This window comes from Ralstonia sp. 22086, from assembly GCF_052045975.1.
Taxonomy (GTDB): Bacteria; Pseudomonadota; Gammaproteobacteria; order Burkholderiales; family Burkholderiaceae; genus Ralstonia; species Ralstonia wenshanensis.
The window spans coordinates 366,484-383,591 of sequence record NZ_JBQEPZ010000002.1 but is presented as its reverse complement, the minus strand read 5'-3'; the positions used below and the strand labels follow the sequence as shown (position 1 = coordinate 383,591).

The 17,108-nt window shown below is 65.6% G+C and carries 13 protein-coding genes; 6 read left to right on the top strand and 7 right to left on the bottom strand.

Annotated elements, in window-relative coordinates; translation table 11 throughout:
* Positions 1 to 87 precede the first annotated feature (87 nt).
* From ACTJK6_RS10830 to ACTJK6_RS10820, 3 genes are all read left to right on the top strand, one after another.
* On the top strand, positions 88 to 879 hold the full coding sequence (locus tag ACTJK6_RS10830) for a DUF2968 domain-containing protein (protein ID WP_232039696.1): 792 nt from the start codon (positions 88 to 90) through the stop codon (positions 877 to 879).
* Between the two features lie 150 nt (positions 880 to 1,029).
* Positions 1,030 to 4,269 carry a bifunctional cytochrome P450/NADPH--P450 reductase gene (locus ACTJK6_RS10825; RefSeq protein WP_440839030.1) on the top strand — a complete coding sequence of 1,080 codons (3,240 nt, stop codon included), beginning with the start codon at positions 1,030 to 1,032 and terminating at the stop codon, positions 4,267 to 4,269.
* A gap of 192 nt (positions 4,270 to 4,461) precedes the next feature.
* Positions 4,462 to 4,752: a hypothetical protein gene (locus tag ACTJK6_RS10820; protein WP_004627354.1), complete on the top strand. Its 291-nt coding sequence runs from the start codon at positions 4,462 to 4,464 to the stop codon at positions 4,750 to 4,752.
* Between the two features lie 53 nt (positions 4,753 to 4,805).
* Here the strand turns inward: ACTJK6_RS10820 and ACTJK6_RS10815 are convergent, their stop codons facing one another.
* From ACTJK6_RS10815 to ACTJK6_RS10805, 3 genes are all read right to left on the bottom strand, one after another.
* Positions 4,806 to 5,960: a Gfo/Idh/MocA family protein gene (locus ACTJK6_RS10815; RefSeq protein WP_440839028.1), complete on the bottom strand. Its 1,155-nt coding sequence runs from the start codon at positions 5,958 to 5,960 to the stop codon at positions 4,806 to 4,808.
* Between the two features lie 154 nt (positions 5,961 to 6,114).
* Positions 6,115 to 6,459, bottom strand: a complete 345-nt coding sequence (locus ACTJK6_RS10810) for an antibiotic biosynthesis monooxygenase family protein (RefSeq protein ID WP_440839027.1) — start codon at positions 6,457 to 6,459, stop codon at positions 6,115 to 6,117.
* Positions 6,460 to 6,507: 48 nt separating this feature from the next.
* A complete protein-coding gene (locus tag ACTJK6_RS10805; protein WP_440839026.1) occupies positions 6,508 to 7,647 on the bottom strand; it encodes a cytochrome P450 in 1,140 nt (379 codons plus the stop codon).
* A gap of 88 nt (positions 7,648 to 7,735) precedes the next feature.
* On the opposite strand from ACTJK6_RS10805, the gene ACTJK6_RS10800 reads away from it, so the two are divergent.
* Positions 7,736 to 8,452, top strand: a complete 717-nt coding sequence (locus tag ACTJK6_RS10800) for an ArsR/SmtB family transcription factor (protein WP_232039691.1) — start codon at positions 7,736 to 7,738, stop codon at positions 8,450 to 8,452.
* Between the two features lie 16 nt (positions 8,453 to 8,468).
* Here the strand turns inward: ACTJK6_RS10800 and speG are convergent, their stop codons facing one another.
* From speG to ACTJK6_RS10785, 3 genes are read right to left on the bottom strand one after another with little or no spacing between them, the layout of a single operon-like run.
* Complete coding sequence (gene speG, locus ACTJK6_RS10795) at positions 8,469 to 9,011, bottom strand: spermidine N1-acetyltransferase (RefSeq protein ID WP_260801608.1); 543 nt, start codon at positions 9,009 to 9,011, stop codon at positions 8,469 to 8,471.
* Positions 9,012 to 9,066: 55 nt separating this feature from the next.
* Positions 9,067 to 10,209 (bottom strand): PepSY-associated TM helix domain-containing protein, encoded by a 1,143-nt coding sequence (locus ACTJK6_RS10790; protein ID WP_440839025.1) that lies wholly within the window; start codon positions 10,207 to 10,209, stop codon positions 9,067 to 9,069.
* Between the two features lie 22 nt (positions 10,210 to 10,231).
* Positions 10,232 to 12,352: a TonB-dependent receptor gene (locus ACTJK6_RS10785; protein ID WP_316870877.1), complete on the bottom strand. Its 2,121-nt coding sequence runs from the start codon at positions 12,350 to 12,352 to the stop codon at positions 10,232 to 10,234.
* 266 nt (positions 12,353 to 12,618) lie between these two features.
* Between ACTJK6_RS10785 and ACTJK6_RS10780 the strand changes: the two genes are divergently transcribed.
* Positions 12,619 to 13,695: an oxidoreductase gene (locus tag ACTJK6_RS10780; RefSeq protein ID WP_440839024.1), complete on the top strand. Its 1,077-nt coding sequence runs from the start codon at positions 12,619 to 12,621 to the stop codon at positions 13,693 to 13,695.
* Positions 13,692 to 15,803, top strand: coding sequence for a cation:proton antiporter (locus tag ACTJK6_RS10775; protein ID WP_440839023.1), 2,112 nt, complete (start codon positions 13,692 to 13,694; stop codon positions 15,801 to 15,803). The genes ACTJK6_RS10780 and ACTJK6_RS10775 overlap by 4 nt, the downstream gene beginning before the upstream one ends.
* Positions 15,804 to 15,833: 30 nt before the next feature.
* Here ACTJK6_RS10775 and ACTJK6_RS10770 read toward each other — a convergent pair whose 3' ends face one another.
* A complete protein-coding gene (locus ACTJK6_RS10770) occupies positions 15,834 to 17,096 on the bottom strand; it encodes a DUF3734 domain-containing protein (protein WP_440839022.1) in 1,263 nt (420 codons plus the stop codon).
* Positions 17,097 to 17,108: the final 12 nt, after the last annotated feature.

The following is a 17,108-nucleotide window of genomic DNA, read 5'->3' as shown; positions in this document are numbered from 1 at the left end:
CGCGGCGGGCGTCCGGCGCGCCACTTGGGGAGGCGGATCGCGTATAGTTTTCGGCTGCAACACCTGCGCAGAATCCACAGGGTCGAGATGAGAACACAAAAACAATCAGGGAAAGCGTCGCACCAGGCGTTTCAGAGGGGATTGGCCATCGCGGCCGCGGTTTCAGTCATGGCCGGTATGGCCGCCTGTACTTCGGCTGTGGCGCAGAGCCCGGCTGCACCGCCCACCGCCATTGCACCGATTGCCGCCGCCGCGCCCGTGCCGGCGTTGACGGCCACGGTTGGCCAGCCGGCTGCAACGGCACCCGCCGCCAGCGCCCCTGCCACGCCGGGCAGCGCGGCCCGCACCGGCGCTCCGGCCCCGAGCAGCGCCGTATTCGAGCTGCAACAGCGCATGCAGGCGCACGAACTGTCGGAGCTGCGAACCACGTACAACGGCGCCTACGGTGCCAGCCTGCTGTTTGCCCAGAGTGACCTGACCTACTACGTCACGCTGTTCCAACAGAAGGACCTCTGGCGTGTCATCAAGACCACCAACGAAGCCTCTGCTGAGCGTCTGTACAACGACTTCGCCAAGCAGACCCGCACGATGGCCGATCTGGAACTGCAGCGCATTCGCCTGGAAGCCCAGAAAGAGCGTTCCGAGCGCCAGATTGCCGCCCAGCAGGAAAAGCTCCGTGGTCTGAAGACCGACCTGGACATCCAGCGTCAGCAGCAGGCCCAGGCGCAGGAACGGCAGAAGACTGCCCGCACGGAGGCCGAAGCGCTGGATATCGAACGCCGCGCCGCTCGCGCCCGCGTAGACGAATTGCAGCGTCAGATCCGCGAACTCGAAGCGCAAGTCAACGCGCCGTTCAGTCCACAGCCGCGCCGTCGCTGATTCAACGCTTCACGTCATCCCCAGATCGGGCGGCCTACGGGTCGCCCGATTCACTTTTAGGGGCCTGCATTCAAACATGGCGACTTTGTTTGATACCGAGCGGGGCGGCGCGTACATTGGCGGATAACCCATTTTCGCAGTCGACCGCGCATGCGTTCCGCCTCCGAGTTACCCGCCAATGTTTCGCCCGCAACGGCGGCGCCCATCCCGCAGCCCAAGGGCCTGCCGTGGCTGGGCAACCTGCTTCAACTTCCCAAAGACCGCCTGGCCCAGACACTTCTGGAAACCAGCCGGCAGTTTCCCCAAGGCCTGTACCAACTCGACTTTGCCGGGCGGCGCGTGCCGTTCGTCTATTCCGCCGATCTGGTGGCCGAACTGTGCGACGAAACGCGCTTTCGCAAGCTGATCGGGCCACCGCTGTCGTTCCTGCGGGCGGGGGCGGGCGATGGCCTCTTCACCGCGCATCAGGACGAGCCCAACTGGGGCAAGGCGCATCGCATTCTGCTGCCGGCCTTCAGCCAGCGCGCGATGAAGGGCTACTTCGACGTCATGCTCGAAGTGGCCAATGCGCTGGCCGACAAATGGGCGCGTCAGGGGCCCGACGCCGATATCCCCGTGGCCGACGACATGACGCGGCTCACGCTCGACACCATCTCGCTGGCGGGCTTCGGATACCGCTTCGATTCGTTCAACACGCCGGAGCTGCATCCGTTCTTGGCGGCCATGGCGGGTGTGCTGTCCGAAGCCATGGGCAAGCTCACGCGCCTGCCGCTCAAAGATCGCTTCATGCGCGAGCACCATCGCCGGTTCGAGCACGACGTGGCTGCCATGCACCAATTGGTGGACGAGGTGATTCGAGCACGCCGTCAGGCAAAAGATGGCGGCATCGGCGCGAGCGACCTGCTCGGGCTGATGCTCAACGCCCGCGATCCGGTGTCGGACGAGCCGTTGGATGACACGAACATCCGCTTCCAGGTCATCACCTTCCTGATTGCAGGGCATGAAACCACGAGCGGCTTGCTGACCTTCGCGCTGTACATGCTGCTGCGCCATCCGGCGGTGCTGGCGCAGGCGTATGCCGAGGTTGACCGCGTGCTGCCGGGCGATACCGTGCCGCAGTATGCGCACCTCGCGCAGCTCGACGTGATCGAGCGCGTGTTGAAGGAAACGCTGCGCCTGTGGCCGACTGCCCCGAGCTTTGGCGTGGCGCCTTACGAAGACACGCGCATTGGCGGCCGCTACGCCATCCGCAAGGACCAGCGCGTGGTGACCGTGCTGCTGGCCCTGCACCGCGAGCCGGCGGTGTGGGACCGCCCAGAAGTCTTCGATATCGACCGTTTCCTGCCTGAGAACGAAGCCAAGCTCCACCCGCACGCCTACAAGCCCTTCGGCAATGGCGAGCGTGCCTGCATCGGCCGCCAGTTTGCGTTGACCGAAGCCAAGCTCGCGCTGGCGGTGATCCTGCAGCGCTTTGCGCTGTCCGACCCTTACGATTACGGCTTCCACATCAAGGAAACGCTGACGCTCAAACCGGACGGTTTCCGCCTGCGCGCTCGGCTGCGCAATGCGCGGGAGCGGCTGTCGATCGCCATGCCTTCGGGCACCGAGGTTGTCACGCAAGACGACGCCGAGGCCGCACTTGCCGGCGGTGGTGAACCGATGCATGTGCTGTACGGCGGCAGCCTGGGCACTTGCCAGGACATCGCCGAGCAGCTTGCTGCCACCGCATCGCGCGCCGGCTTCGACGCCAAGGTCGCGCCGCTGGACACGATTGCCGACGCGCTGCCGCAGCAGGGCGTGCTGATCGTGGTGGCCGCCACCTACAACGGCCGCGCGCCGGATAGCGCCCGCACGCTGGAGGCGCGCCTGGATGCCGCTGATGCGCTCACGCGGCAGGCAACAGGATTGCGTTATGCCGTCCTTGGTTGCGGCAACTCGCAATGGCCCGCGTTCCAGGCATTTCCGAAGCGGGTGGAAGCGATGCTTTCTGCAGCCGGCGCACACGCCATCGTGCCGCGCGGCGAGGCTGATGGAAACGCCGGCTTCGACGCCGCTGTCGATGGCTGGACGCGCGGCCTGTGGAGCGCCCTGGGTGCCCGCCAGGCACAAGCCGATGGCTCCTCGGTCCACGTCGAGTATCTCGCTCCCGATGCCGTACGCGCCGCTACGCTGCCGCCCGCCGCACGTGCGATGACGGTGCTCGCCAACGAAGAACTCGTCAGCGACCCCACGGGCCTCTGGGACTTCACGCAGGAAGCCCCGCGCGGCCCCACGCGTCACCTCACCGTGCGGTTGCCCGACGGCGTGACCTACTCCACCGGAGACCACCTCGCCGTCTACCCGCGCAATGCCGACGACCGTGTCGACGCGGCCATCGCGCGACTCGGGTTGGAGGGCGACGCGCTCGTCACGCTGACCGCGCGCCATGCTCACGTGCGGCACCTGCCGCTCAACCAGGCGGTGTCCGTGCGCCAGCTGCTGCGTGATTTCGTCGAGCTGCAGGACACCGCCACCGTGCGCGACATCACCGCGCTGCATGCGGCCACGCGCTGTCCGTTCACGCGGGGTCAGCTTGCCGTCTGGCTGGAGGGCGACGAAGCGGCCAAGCGTTTCGACCAGGACATTCAAGCCGCGCACGTGAGCGTGCTTGACCTGCTGATCCGCTTCCCCGCGATTGAATTGACGCTGGAGGCGCTTCTCGCGCGGCTTGGCGCAATGCGGCCGCGCTTCTACTCCATTGCGTCGTCGGCGCATGTGTCGCCGGGCGTGGCAGCGCTCACGGTGGGCACGGTGTCGGGGCCGGCATGGTCTGGAGTCGGCACGTATCGCGGGACGGCATCGAACTACCTGATGACGCTGCGTGCAGGCGCGGAGATCGCCGCCGCCGTGCGCACGCCCAACCCGCCGTTTGCCCCCGACGCCGATGCCGGTAAGCCGATGGTGCTGATCGGCGCCGGAACGGGCATCGCGCCGTTCCGTGGCTTCCTGGAAGAGCGCGCCGCGCAGCAGGCGGCAGGCGAGGCGGTGGCAACGTCGCTCCTGTGCTTCGGCTGCCGCCACCCCGAGCACGACTTCCTCTACCGCGACACCTTGCGCGCGTGGGAAAACGCAGGCGTGGTGCGCGTTTTCGCGGCGCATTCATGCGTGGCCGATCATCCGCATCGCTTCGTGCAGCATGCGCTTTGGGACGCGCGCGAAGCCGTATGGGCGGCGTTCGATGCCGGCGCCACGTTGTACGTGTGTGGCGACGGCCGTGCGATGGCACCGGCGGTGCGCGACACGCTGATCCGCATGCACCAGGCGCGCTACGGTGGCGAACTCGAGACCGCGTCAGGCTGGTTGACGACGCAGATGCAATCCGGCCGCTACCGCCAGGACGTCTTCAATTGAGGGCGCTGATAGGGCGCTGATAGGGCGCCGATAGCGGGCGAGTGTGTTGCGGCACTGCCGCATTGACGGCCCCGCTTGGGCAGGGGCACGGGTGCCCCATGTTACGATTTGCCCCTCGGAGCAATGCGCTTTTGGCCCAGCGACGCCCTGTCAGGCGCGTCCGGCGCAGCGGCTCCACGAGGAGAAATGAGAATGTGGCGCCGAATCAAAGCGTCCTGGATGGCGATCTTTCTGGTCACCCTGCTGGGTGTCGGGTACTTGTGGATGTACCGTTTTGAGCCGCTGCTCTCTGGCGAAGCCGGCAGCGACGTGTTCGTGTGGGACCGCTGGACCCACCGCGTCTGTGCGCTGACCGACAACGGCGAAGCCACGGAATGGCGTTGCGATAACGCCATGGAAACCGACGGCTCCAGCAGCAACACCAATTCGGATGTCTCGATCCGCAAGCGCATGCGAGACGCCGTCCAGCGCATCAAGCTGTAAATCCTGAATCCCACGCCCGCCGTTCGTTGCGGGCGTTTTTCTTTCCCTGATTGTTATCCCTTGCTGGGTTCAGCCGCGTCCACCAGTTCCGGCGGGGACACGGGCGGGAGCTTGCGCACCTGCGCGGTTTCCATGCGGCCCTGACGCTGGAACGGCCCAAGGTTTTGCGGTTGGCCGGATTCCAGCGCGCGCTCGATGGCGGCCAGCACGCGCACGTCGGCCAAGCCTTCCTCGCCGTTGGGCTCAGGCTCACGGTTGTTGAGGATGCAATCGGAGAAATACTGCAGCTCGCCGCCAAACTGGTCGGTGGCGTCGAAGGCTTGTTCGTGCGTCTTGCCGTCGATGGTGGCGCGGTACTTCAGCCCCACGCCAAACATGAAGCCGGGCGAGACTTCCAGGTCCCCCTTTGTGCCGAGGATGCGGTACTGGTCCATGCTGGCGCCGCTATAGCTGACCACGAACTGGGCGATGCGGTGGTCGGCAAAGCGCAGCGTGACGCTGACGGTGTCATCAAAATTGAAGGGCAGCTCGGGGTCGCGCACCCCACAGGCGGAAACCTCCACCGGCTCTTCGCCAAACAGATTGCGCACCGCGTTGATGGGGTACACGCCCATGTCCGACACAGGCCCGGCCCAATAGCCGTGGCTGGCGCGGTGGTTGGACGGCGCCACCGATTGGCTGAACATGGCCGAGAACGCGCGGATGCGCCCCAGCTTGCCTGCGCGTACGAGTTCAATGGCGGCCAGCGTGGCGGGCTCAAAGTGCAGCCGGTAGGCGATCATCAGCTTTGCGTTGCCGTTGCGGGCCGCTTCGATCATCGCTTCGCAATCCGCCTCGCTGGTTGCCATGGGCTTTTCAAGCAAGACATGGATGCCGCGCTGCAGGGCGGGCAGGGCGTATTGACGGTGCATGTCGTTGGGCAGCGCCAGGTAGATCGCGTCGATATCTCCTGAGGAGAGCAACTGGTCGTAGTCGGCATAACCGTGGACGTGCTCGATGCCGTAGCGGTCGGCCAGCGCCGTGGCCTTGGCTTCATCGCCGGTGACCAGCGCCGTGACGACTGAGTTGCCGCTCTGCGCTACGCCCGGCAGAAACGCCGCCTGCGAAATCCACCCCGCGCCGACCACGGCATAACGCACGGGGCTCTGAACGGTGCGGGCGGGAGCGACTTGCGGCTCACGTTCAGCTTCATGAAAAGCGGTAGACATGACAATTCCTTTGCAATCGTTGCGCACGGAGGGCCTGCCGATGCCGTGGTGCGGCGCGCTTGGCCGTGCGGGTTCTAACTGACTAAGCAAAGGTGGTGCCCGGTGAGCGTAAAAGGCGTCACACCGGGCCATGTTCGAGCGCAGTGCGGTGCGCTCAAACGTGTTCGGCGCGGCTGTCGGTGGGGGCTTGGTCGCGCTCGGTCATGCCGTAGTCGCGCACCACGTGGGCGATGCGCAGCCGGTAGTCCGCAAACGCATGGTCGCGGCCGGCGTGCTGGGCGCCGCGGTGCTGCTCCATGTTGCGCCACGCCTTCACGGCATCTTCATCGCGAAAGAACGACAACGAGAGCATCTTGTTCGGGTTCGTGATGCTCTGGAAACGCTCCACCGAGATGAAGCCGTCGACCTGCTCGAGCAACGGCTTCAAACGTGCGGCCAGGTTGAGGTAGGTATCGCGCTGGCCTGGTGCGGGTTCGACTTCGAAGATGACGGCGATCATGGCAAGTCTCCTGTGGGGTGTCTTCGTGATGTCTTCGTGGGTGCAACTTCAAGCTTGAAAGCTGGGAATGCGCGCATTGGGCGACGGGCGATACGCCACCTCGCCAAGGCCCGCAAGCCACCGGTCGACATCCGGCAGGCTCAGCAGATGCAGCACCGTTTCGCGCGCGATGGTGGTCGCCAATGCATCGGCGGGGCAGCGGTGCACGCCGCCGCCGAACGTCCACAGGCGCGGCTCTGCGCGGTCGATGTCCAAGCGTAGTGGGTCCGGGTTGGCTGTGCGATCCACATTGGCAGCGGCCAGCAGCACCAGGATCTTGTCGCCCGCGCGCAGCGACTGGCCGAGCAGCCCGACATCGTGTGCGACGAAGCGGCGTGTGTTCTGCACAGGGGCATCGCGGCGCAGAACTTCACGCACGAAGGGCTCAATGGCGTGCGGCTGAACGCGCAGCCGGGTCGCCAAGCCAGCTTGCCGCGACAGCGCGACGATGCAGTTGCCGAGCAGCCCGGCGCAGGCGTCGTAGGTTTGCGCGAGCAGGGCGGCGAGATTGGCGATCTCGGCATCGCCGTCATCGCTACCGCCGGTGAGCGGGGAGGCGGCAAAGCGGCGCTGAAGGCGGTCGACGGCGGCATCAGCCAGCGCAACGGCGGCTGCGCTGGCGCCCGGGCCCAACGCCGCCAGATACGCGGCAATGTCAGCCTGGCAGGCAGGCGTATCGGCGTGGTCGCCCAGCAGTGTTTGCGCCATCGTGGCGAGCGGTACGCGGAAGTGAGCATCGGTATCCAGCGCAGCATCCAGGCTCGCTGCGTCGGGCAGCGCAGTGCGCGCATGCCGCTGCGCGTAGCCGGTCAGCGCAGACACATCCAGTCGGCCCAGCGCGGCCATTACCTTGGCCTTGCGCGTGCTGTGGTCAGGTCCGTCGATCTGGCGCACGAGGCGGCCAAAGAATGCGCCGGTGGGCGTTGCGGCCACGGCCTTGGGTACGGGCTCTTCTGGAGGCCGTACACGACACGCGGTGCTCCCCAGTACGGCATCGACGGCCTCAGCACTGGCGGCAACCCACCAGCCGAGTGCGGCATCGAAGAAGAACGGACGCCTGGCGGCCAGTTCGGCGTAGTAGGGGGCAGGGTCGGCATGCACGATGGCTTGCAGCGCGTCGGCGGGCGGGGCGGTGTCGAGGGCGGTCATCAGCGTGGGGCGCGGGAGTAAGATGGCCCCCATTGTCTGGACTGGCCGCCCGCCTGTCACGCGCCAACAGTTTGGTCTCCATCGAACCATGACCGCATCTTCTCCAGCCACTGAATCGACAACCCAGCCGGACATCGGCCGCGTGGCCGCCACCATTGGCGACCCGACGCGCATCCGCATGCTGCTGCTGTTGATGGAAGGCCGCTCGCTTACTGCCAAGGAACTCGCCTACGGCGCTGGTGTGGAGCCCGCCACGGCCAGCGCGCACTTGCGCCGGCTTGAGGCCGATGCGCTCATCACCTCGTTGTCGAGCGGGCGCTACAAATACTTCGGGCTGCGCTCTCCGGCGGTGGCGGAGATGATCGAATCGCTGCTGGTGGTCGCGCCTGAAAAACCGGCCGACCCACGACGCTCGACCGTGCCTGAGAACCTGCGTGCGGCGCGCCTGTGCTATGACCACCTGGCCGGGCAGCTCGGCACCGAGGTGTCGGAGAAACTGCTGTCGCGCGGCTGGCTGACGCAGCTCGATGCAACGCACGGCGCCTACGACGTCACGCCCGAAGGTGAACAGGCGCTGGCGGCCATCGGCGTTGACGTGAATGCACTGCGCAACGGCCGACGCCGCTTTGCTTACGGCTGCATGGATTGGAGTGAACGCCGCCCGCATCTTGCGGGCGCGCTCGGGGCCGCCGTGGCGGAGCGCTGCATCGCGCTGGGGTGGCTGGCGCGGCAAAAGCATTCGCGGGCCTTGAACATGACCGAGGTCGGGCAGCGCGAATTGCATGCGTGGCTGCGCACGGCGTAGGCCTCGCTGTTGTGCGTCAACTGGCGCTGCGGATCGACTTGACGTAGTCGCGCTGGAACACGCACATGCGAAGCGCGTTGTGATACGCGCCGTTGCTGAAGAACTCCTCGATCAGCTCGCCTTCGCGCTGGAAGCCGCATTTCTCGTACACGTGGATCGCGCGTTCGTTCACCACGTCGACAACGAGATACAGCTTGTGCAGATTCAGCACCATGAATGCGTAGTCGATCGCCAGTCGCGTTGCGGTTGATGCGTAGCCGTGACCTTGCCAGCCGGGCGCGATGATGATCTGGAATTCGCCGCGGCGGTGGATGTAGTTCAACTCCATCAATTCGACCAAGCCCACGGCTTCACCGGCATCATTCTCGCAGATGAAGCGGCGCTCGCGCTGGTCGTGCACGTGGCGGTCGTAGAGTTGCGAGAGTTCGGTGAAGGTTTCGTACGGTTCTTCGAACCAGTAACGCATGATCTTGGCGTCGTTGTTCAGCTCGTGTACGAAACGCAGGTCATTGCGCTCGAGCGGGCGCAGGCAGAGGTCTCGGGATTTTTCGATCACCATGGTGTTGTCCTTGTTGTGTTGAGGCGCCCGACATCGCGTCGATCCCCTTACGTTGTCAGCAAGGACGTGTCGCTGCGGATGCGTGTTTGCGCTGCGGTTGCGCGCGTCGGCGCCGATCCAGGTAGAGCCACCACCCGGTTGCCGCAAATACCGGCAGCATCAACGCTCCGATCAACACTAGCACGACGCCGATCGGTCCGAAGTAGCGTCCATTGTGGAGCGGCAACATGCCGGCCAGCAGGCGTTGCATCGGCGGCTTGTCGGCAAAGGATTCGTTGCGGAGGACTGCGCCGGTGCTGGTGTCCAGCGTCAAGCGGTTGAAGGCGCGGTCGTGCGGGGCATTGGCCGGGAGCCAATTGATATCGACCTTGCCCGTGAGGGCATCGTCGATGCGGAGGGTGGCCGTTCCATAGTTCGACGCGTTGACCAGGAAAACGTTCCAGGTGCGCTCCAATGCCGCACTTCCGAGCGTTTTTCGCTGGCCTTCCACGGGTTTTGCCTTGGCCATGACCGGCATGCCGGCCAAGCGCTGCAGGCCATCGCGGTACCAGTCATACGCCCAATACAGCCCGCTGAAGGCAGCCAGCAAATACAGCGGCAGCACGAGCGTGCCGATGACGGTGTGCACGTCCCACCAGCGGATGCGGCCCGCGCGGCTCCATCGGATAACGAGCCAGCTTCGCCAGTTCGTGACGCGACGCGGCCAACGCAGGTACAGGCCCGACAGCGTCATCACGACGAGCCCAATCGTGCTGGCCCCTACGATCTGCTTGCCGATCTCATCCGCAAGCAATGTCCGGTGCAGCAGCTTGACGGTGGCAAAGAAGCGCTGGCCGCGAGCTTCGGGCAGCAACGTGCCGGTGGCGGCATCGATGTAGCGCAGCTCTCCGCGGCTGCTGCCGCCGTGTTTGCCCGGCGGCCAGGCATACCAGACACGCCACGGCTGGGTTGGGTCGGATGCGGCGGTGATGAAGGTGACGGGGCGATCCGGCATGGCAGCGCGCGCCTGCGCAGCAACATGCGGCAGCGTCGGTGCAGGGCCGCTGCGCGCGGGCAGGCTGAGCACACCGGGATTGAGCGCGCGCAACAGTTCGTCTTCGTAGGCCATCAGCGCGCCGGTGGCGCCAACGATGGCCAGCACCACACTGGCTGACAACCCGATCAGCCAGTGCAAGCGGAAGAGCACCCGTCGCAGCATCGCCCGTTTGCCTGTTCGACGCTTACATCTTGTAGCGCACGCCGAGCAGCGCCATGCGCGGGGCACCCGGCATGTTGTAGTTCTCGGCGCCGCCGTGCGCCGACACGTAGTACGCGCGGTTGAACAGGTTCTGCAGGTTCAGCGTGACATCAAGATGCTTGCTGCGATAGCCGGCGCCCAGGTCGACGGTCATGTAACCGGGCAGCGTCGTTACGTTGTACTGCGATGCGTAACGTGCTGCTTCCGCACGCACGCCACCGGCCACGTAGAAGCCGTTCGGCAGATCGTGCTTGAGCCACACCGAGCCGCTATGCCGCGGCGTGAGCGACGGCTGGTTGCCATTGACGGCGACGCCACCGCTGCGGTCGTTCGGGTTTTCCAGGCGGCCGTTCAGGTAGGCATAGCTCGCCATCAGCGACCAGGTTTTCGCAATCTCCCCCGTGAACGACAGCTCCAGCCCGCGCGTGCGCTGCGTACCGATGGGCACGCCCAGCAGCGTGACCGGGTCGGCTGCCGTGAGGTTGGTCTGCTTCATGTCGAACAGCGCGGCCGTCACGCTTGCACCGGCCGAGAGGTCGTACTTGGCGCCGATCTCATAGTTCGTTGTCGATTGCGGGGCCAGCGCGCCGCTGTTGGGGAAGAAGGTGAAGCTATCGGCCAGCGGCTGGAACGAGCGGCTGTACGACGCGTACAGCGAAAGCGGCTCAATCGGGTGATACACGACGCCCAGGCGCGGGCTGACCGGCTTGTCGGTGCGCGACAGATCGACATTGCGCGCGGTCAGGTCGTCGCGGCTCTGCTTGAGGATTTCATATCGAAGGCCGGCGAGCACCGTCCATTGCGGCGAGAATTTGATCAAGTCCTGCACGTACGCCGCATACGTCTCGTTGTGCGAGAGGCCGTAGTTGGTCGGCACCGCGTTGCCCGGTACGGTCGGCAACACCTGCAGCGTCGGGTTGAACAGGTTGTACGTCGTGCTGCCCGGCGCAGCGGCCACGCGGTCGCTTTTGTCCTGGTAACCCAGCTCGATGCCGTACAGCAGCGTGTGCTGGATGCCCCAGGTCTCGGCCTTCTGCGTCAGCTCGTTCTGCCACAGCGTGCCGCGATCGCTGCGGTTGCGCTGGTTGACGGCCAGCGTGACGGTCGGGATCGGCCCATCGGTAACGCGGCTGATCGTCGTGTAGTTGTTGCGGCCGAGCGAGTATTCGTAGTTGCGCACCACGCTGTGGAACGACCATTTGTCGTTGAAGCGGTGGTCCAGCGTGCCGGTCACGCTCTTGACGGTGGACTCCACATTGCCGGCTGCGGCATTGGCGGAGCCATAGCGTGTCTCGATCGGTACGTCGACAGGGCGACCGTGGTACGACGGCACGCCCTGGTCTGCAATACGCTTGTCGTGCAGGTAGTCGAACTGCACCGTGAGCTTGGTATCCGGCGCGAGGTTGAACAAAAACGACGGCGAGATGGCTTGGCGGCGCAGGAAGTAGTCGTTGCGGAAACCGCCCGAATCCTCGACCGCGCCGGTAATGCGCGCGCGGATGGCGTCGTCGTTGATGGACGTGTTCAGGTCGAACTCCGCGCGCTTCTGGCGCTCGGTGCCTACCACCACGCCCACCTCTGCCAGCGGCGTCGCCAGCGGTTTCTTGGTGACGCGATTGATGATGCCGCCGGATGAGCCACGGCCATACAGCACGGCCGCCGGGCCTTTCAGCACTTCAATGCGGTCGATGTTGGACAGATCTCGGAAGTAGAGCGAGTCGTCGCGCAGGCCGTCGACGTACTGATCATTGATCGACGAGAAACCGCGAATGGTCACCTGATCGCGCTGCGCATCGCCCAGCGATGCCGACACGCCCGGCACGTTGCGCAGCGTGTCGTTGATCGACAGCGCACCCTGGTCCTGGATCACTGCACGCGGCACGACGTTCACTGACTGCGGAATCTCGCGCAGCGGCACAGGAATCTTCGTGGCCGTGTTGGCGATGGGCGTGTCGTAGCTGGTGCTGCTGCGCGTACCCTTGACCGTGGAAGTCGGCAACGTGCCGGCGTCGGCTGCGGCAACGGTGTCGGCGGCAGTTGCCACCTGGGCAAACGGCAGCGTTCCAAGGACGGCCAGAGACAGGCACAAACGTTTCGGCGGCATTGCAGTTCCCGTAAAGTGAAAAAGGACAGCGCGACTCCTCCCCCGAGGTTGGCGCCTTCAGAATGTGAAGGCGCAGATAATAATGAGAACAATTCCTATTTACAAGAGAGTTAAAACCGCTTTTTGACGATGGGCAACGTTTGCCAATCTTGTGACCGGCAATTTTTCATGGCTCACCGCAAGATTCTGGGCACCAAGTTGCGCCTCGAGCGTCTCATTCGCCTGCTTTCTGCCATTTTTTATACATGTCGCCTTCATCACATCAGATGCCATTGAGAGCCGCTTTGGTGGGCTACGGCTACGCCGGCAAGCTCTTTCACGCCGCGTTGATCGACGCCACGCCCGGGCTGCATTTGCAGGTCATCGGTTCCAACCGGCCAGACGCCGTGCGTGCGGATCGGCCCAATGTCGTGGTCTGCACGCCCGACGCGGCGGCCACGCATGCGCAAGCCGACCTCGTCGTCATTGCCGCGCCCAACGACCGTCATGCACTGTTGGCCGAAGCCGCGTTGCGCGCCGGCAAGCATGTCGTCGTGGACAAGCCGTTTACCGTCACGCTGGCAGAGGCGCGGCATCTGGCTCGGGTGGCGCGTGAGGCGGGGCGCGTGCTGTCGGTCTTCCAGAACCGCCGCTGGGACAGCGATTTCCTCGCTGTGCAAGCCGCGATTGCGGGTGGCGCCATTGGCGAAGCCATGCACGTCGAGGCGCATTTCGACCGCTATCGCCCCCAGGTGCGCGCCCGCTGGCGCGAGCAGGCGGGGCAGGGCACGGGCATCTGGTTCGATCTTGGCCCGCACCTGATCGACCAGGCGCTGCTACTGCTTGCCCTGCCGGATGCGGTGAGCGCTTCGTTTGCACGCCAGCGGCCAGGCGCTGAAACGCCGGACTGGGCGCATGTCGTCCTGGAAATGGGCGAGCGGCGCGCCGTGCTTCACGCGAGCATGTTGGTGGCGGGCGGCTCGCCGCGCTGGGTCGTTCATGGCACGCGCGGTTCGCTCATCAAGCGCCGGATTGATCAGCAGGAAGCGCAGCTGCTTGCCGGCATGAAACCTGGCGCGCAAGGCTGGGGCGTGGACGATGACGCAGGCCTGCTGATCGACGGTGCAACATCGACCGAAACCAGCATCGCAACGCCGGCGGGCGACCAGCGCGCCTACTACGCCGCAGTGCGCGACGCCATCCTCGGCCGGCGCGCAAACCCTGTCCCGCCCGTGCAGGCCGTGGCTGTCATGGCCGTGCTTGAAGCTGCCGTGGCCGCCGCCGAAACCGGCACTGCGGTCGTGCCGGATCTGACCGATGCCGAACGCGCGGATTGGCTGGCTGTGCGGGAGACCGCCTCGTGAACGGCGTCGTCATCCTGTTGCTGGTGGCGGGCGGTTTGCTCGCCGTGGTGGCGCTGGTGCAGATGCTGGCCTCGCGCCTGACGCTGCCGGAATCGACATTGCTGGCGCTCGCGGGCATCGGTATCGGCGGCGCCTATGTCATCTTGCGCAGCAGCGCGCCTGCTTTTGCGGCCACGTTCTTCGCGCCGCTCGTCGATCCGAGTTGGCCGGCAGAGGCGTACCTGTGGCTGTTCCTGCCGCCGCTGCTGTTTCAGGCGGCGCTGTCGGTCGATGTGCGGAGCATGGCGCCGGATGCCGCGCCGATCCTGATGCTGGCCATCGTGGCCGTGGTGGTTGCCACGGGCGTGATCGGACTCGCTGCGGCCGCCGTCACGCCGTTCGGCATCGTCACGTGCCTGCTGCTCGGCGCGATGATTGCCACGACGGATCCCTCTGCCGTGATTGCGGTGTTCCGCGATGTGGGCGCGCCGGCGCGGCTGATCCGCCTAGTGGAGGGTGAGGCGCTGCTCAACGACGCCGCAGCCATTGCCATCATGGGCGTGCTGCTTGCCATGCTCACGGGGCACGGCGGCGATGCCTCCGTTGGCACCGGCCTGCGCGAACTGGCCAAGGCGTTCGGCGGCGGCGTGGTGTTCGGTTTGATTGCCGGGCGTATCGCCGCATTCCTGCTGCCCGCGCTGCGCGGCATTGCTCAAGCCGAAGCCGCGTGGACACTGGCATTGCCGTATCCGCTGTATCTCGTGGCCGAAAACGTGCTGGGCGTGTCGGGCGTAGTGTCGGTGGTGTGCGCGGGGCTGGTGATCGGCGCGCTGGGGCGCACGCGCCTGACGCCGCGCAACTGGTCACACCTGCAGCTCATCTGGGAGCAGATTGCAGCGCTGGCCGGCGCGGTGGTCTTTCTGCTGGCCGCGGTGCGCGTGCCGGAGCTGTTGCACGGCGTGGTGGGGAAAGATGCGCTGTGGCTGGCGGTGATTGTGTTGGCCGCGCTTGCGGCGCGTCTTGCGGTGCTGTTTGGCCTGTTGCCCGCGCTCGCGTGGCTCAAGCTCTCTGCGCCGGTCAGCCACGCCTACAAGCTTGCGATTGCATGGGGCGGCCTGCGTGGCGCCGTCACGTTGGTGCTGGCGCTGGGTGTGGCGGAGAACCAGGCTGTGCGCGAGGCGGATCGCCATTTCGTCACCATCCTGGCCACCGGCTTTGTTCTGGTGAGCGTGCTCTTCAACGGCGCCACGCTGCGCTGGGTGATGCGCCAACTGGGGTTGGATCAGTTGTCGCCGCAAGAGCAGGCCCTGCAGGGCCAGGCGCTGAACATGTCGACAGAGGAAGTGGAATCGACCATGCGCCGCATCGGCGGGCACTTTCATTTCACCTCGGGCGCGACGGACCAGGCTGCGGAGGTGTATCGGCGAGAGGTCGCGGCCGGCGCGGTCGAGCTGAACCTTGAGGAGGCGCTGTCCGAACGCGAGCGCCTGACCATCGGCCTCGTTTCACTCGCCACGCGTGAGCGCGAGTTGATTCCCGAGTACGGCAACGGCCTTGTCTCCATCCGGAACCTTGACGCGATGATGCGCAACACCGCGGACATGATCGACGCGGCCCGCACAGAGGGGCGCCTGGGCTACAAGCGCGCATCGCGGCGCATCCTGGCCAAGCACGCCGGCTACCGGTTCGCTGTCTGGCTGCACCGCGTGGTGCATATCGACCGCCCACTGGCCAACGCGCTGGCTGATCGTTTTGAATTGCTTATTTGTCGCCAGACGGTGCTGGAGCGCTTGCGCGCGTACAACCGTGCATCGCTGCAGCCCGTGCTGGGCGAGCGCATGGCAGACCTGCTCGACGGCGTCTTGATTGCCCGGATCGAGGCGGCGGAAGAGGGCTTGGCGGAGCTGCGCGGAAAGTTTGGCGACTACAGCGCCGCTCTGGAAAAGCGCCTGCTCGTGCTGTTCGCGCTCTACATCGGCCAGAGCAAGATCGACACGATGCTGGCCGAAACCGTGATCTCGAAAGAGGTCTACAAGCAGATCAGCGCGGTGATCCGCCGTGCATGGATGGCCGCGCTGCCGCGGCCGCCGCTGTCGAATGCATTGCACATGCCGCCCGCACAGAAATAGCGCAACTCGGGTGATTCAGCGGCGAACAGCTCAGAGCCGCTTGTCTTCCCGCTCCACGCCCGGATGGCGGTGGATGTCGTGCGTGACGAAGCCCGTGTCGTTATCGGGCATCTCCAGCCACTCCGGATGCGAGAGCGATTCGCGAATATCGGCCAGGCCCGAGGCCCAGTGGTCGCGCATGGTGGACGGCCCGAACTGGATGTCCTTGCCGGGGCCTTCGTGTTCCTTGGCCGCGTAGATGAGGTGGAAGACGTTGTAGCGCTTGGTGCAGGCCATTTCCTGCGCGTGCTTGTACCACTGCGTGCGCTCGAACTCCTTGGGCGGAAGATGATCGAGCAGCTTCCGTATCAACCGGCGGGTGGATTGCGAACGCTCCATCCAGTCGGTGGTAAGCCGCGTGCGGCTGGAGTACTGCAAGTCCTTCTGGCGGCTGGCCACGCCGATCATAGTATTGGGCACCGGGCCCAGCGCGCTCCAGAGGTCCACCTGAAACACCAGCGTGTCGCGGCGCGGCTTGGAGCCCAGCACATACGACAGCGGCGTGTTGGAGACCACACCGCCGTCCCAGTAATACTCACCGTCGATCAGCACGGGCGGAAAGCCCGGCGGCAGCGCGCCTGATGCCATGAAGTGCTCCGCGCGCAGGCGGCGCTCGGTGTTGTCGAAGGCTTCGAGATTGCCGGTACGAACGTTCACGGCGCCCACTGACACACGGATGCCGCCGTCATTGATGCGGTCGAAATCGCACAGGCGTTCCAGCGTCGCCTTGAGCGGCGTGGTGTCGTAATAGCTGGCTTCGAGCGGGTCGATTTCGTTGGCGGGAAGCGGGGCAGGAAAGCGCGGCGTAAAAAAGCCACGCTGGCCTTCAAGCAGCGTGTCTGCCGCCTGCATGGCGGTCAGCCATTTACGCAGATGCGCGTTGCCGTCAAACCAGGCGTTTTCCAGGATGTCAGGCAGCGGCGGCGAGAACGTCGGCTGCGTGATGACCTGCCAGAACTCACGCAGCTTCGCTTGCCGATGCTCGGGCGCATTGCCGGCAATGATGGCCGTATTCAATGCCCCGATGGAGATGCCCGCAATCCAGTTCGGCACGATGCCGGCTTCGTCCAGCCCTTCGAACACGCCGGCCTGGTACGAGCCAAGCGCGCCGCCGCCTTGCAGCACCAGCGCAATGTTCTCGTACGCGGGCAGCACGATCCGCTGAGCCGTGGTGAGCGGCGCATCTGCCGGGCGCGACGATTCTGCCGGCGTGGGCCGCTTGCTTGCGGCCACGCGTAGTTTGGGTGCGGGCATATCTCCTCCAAC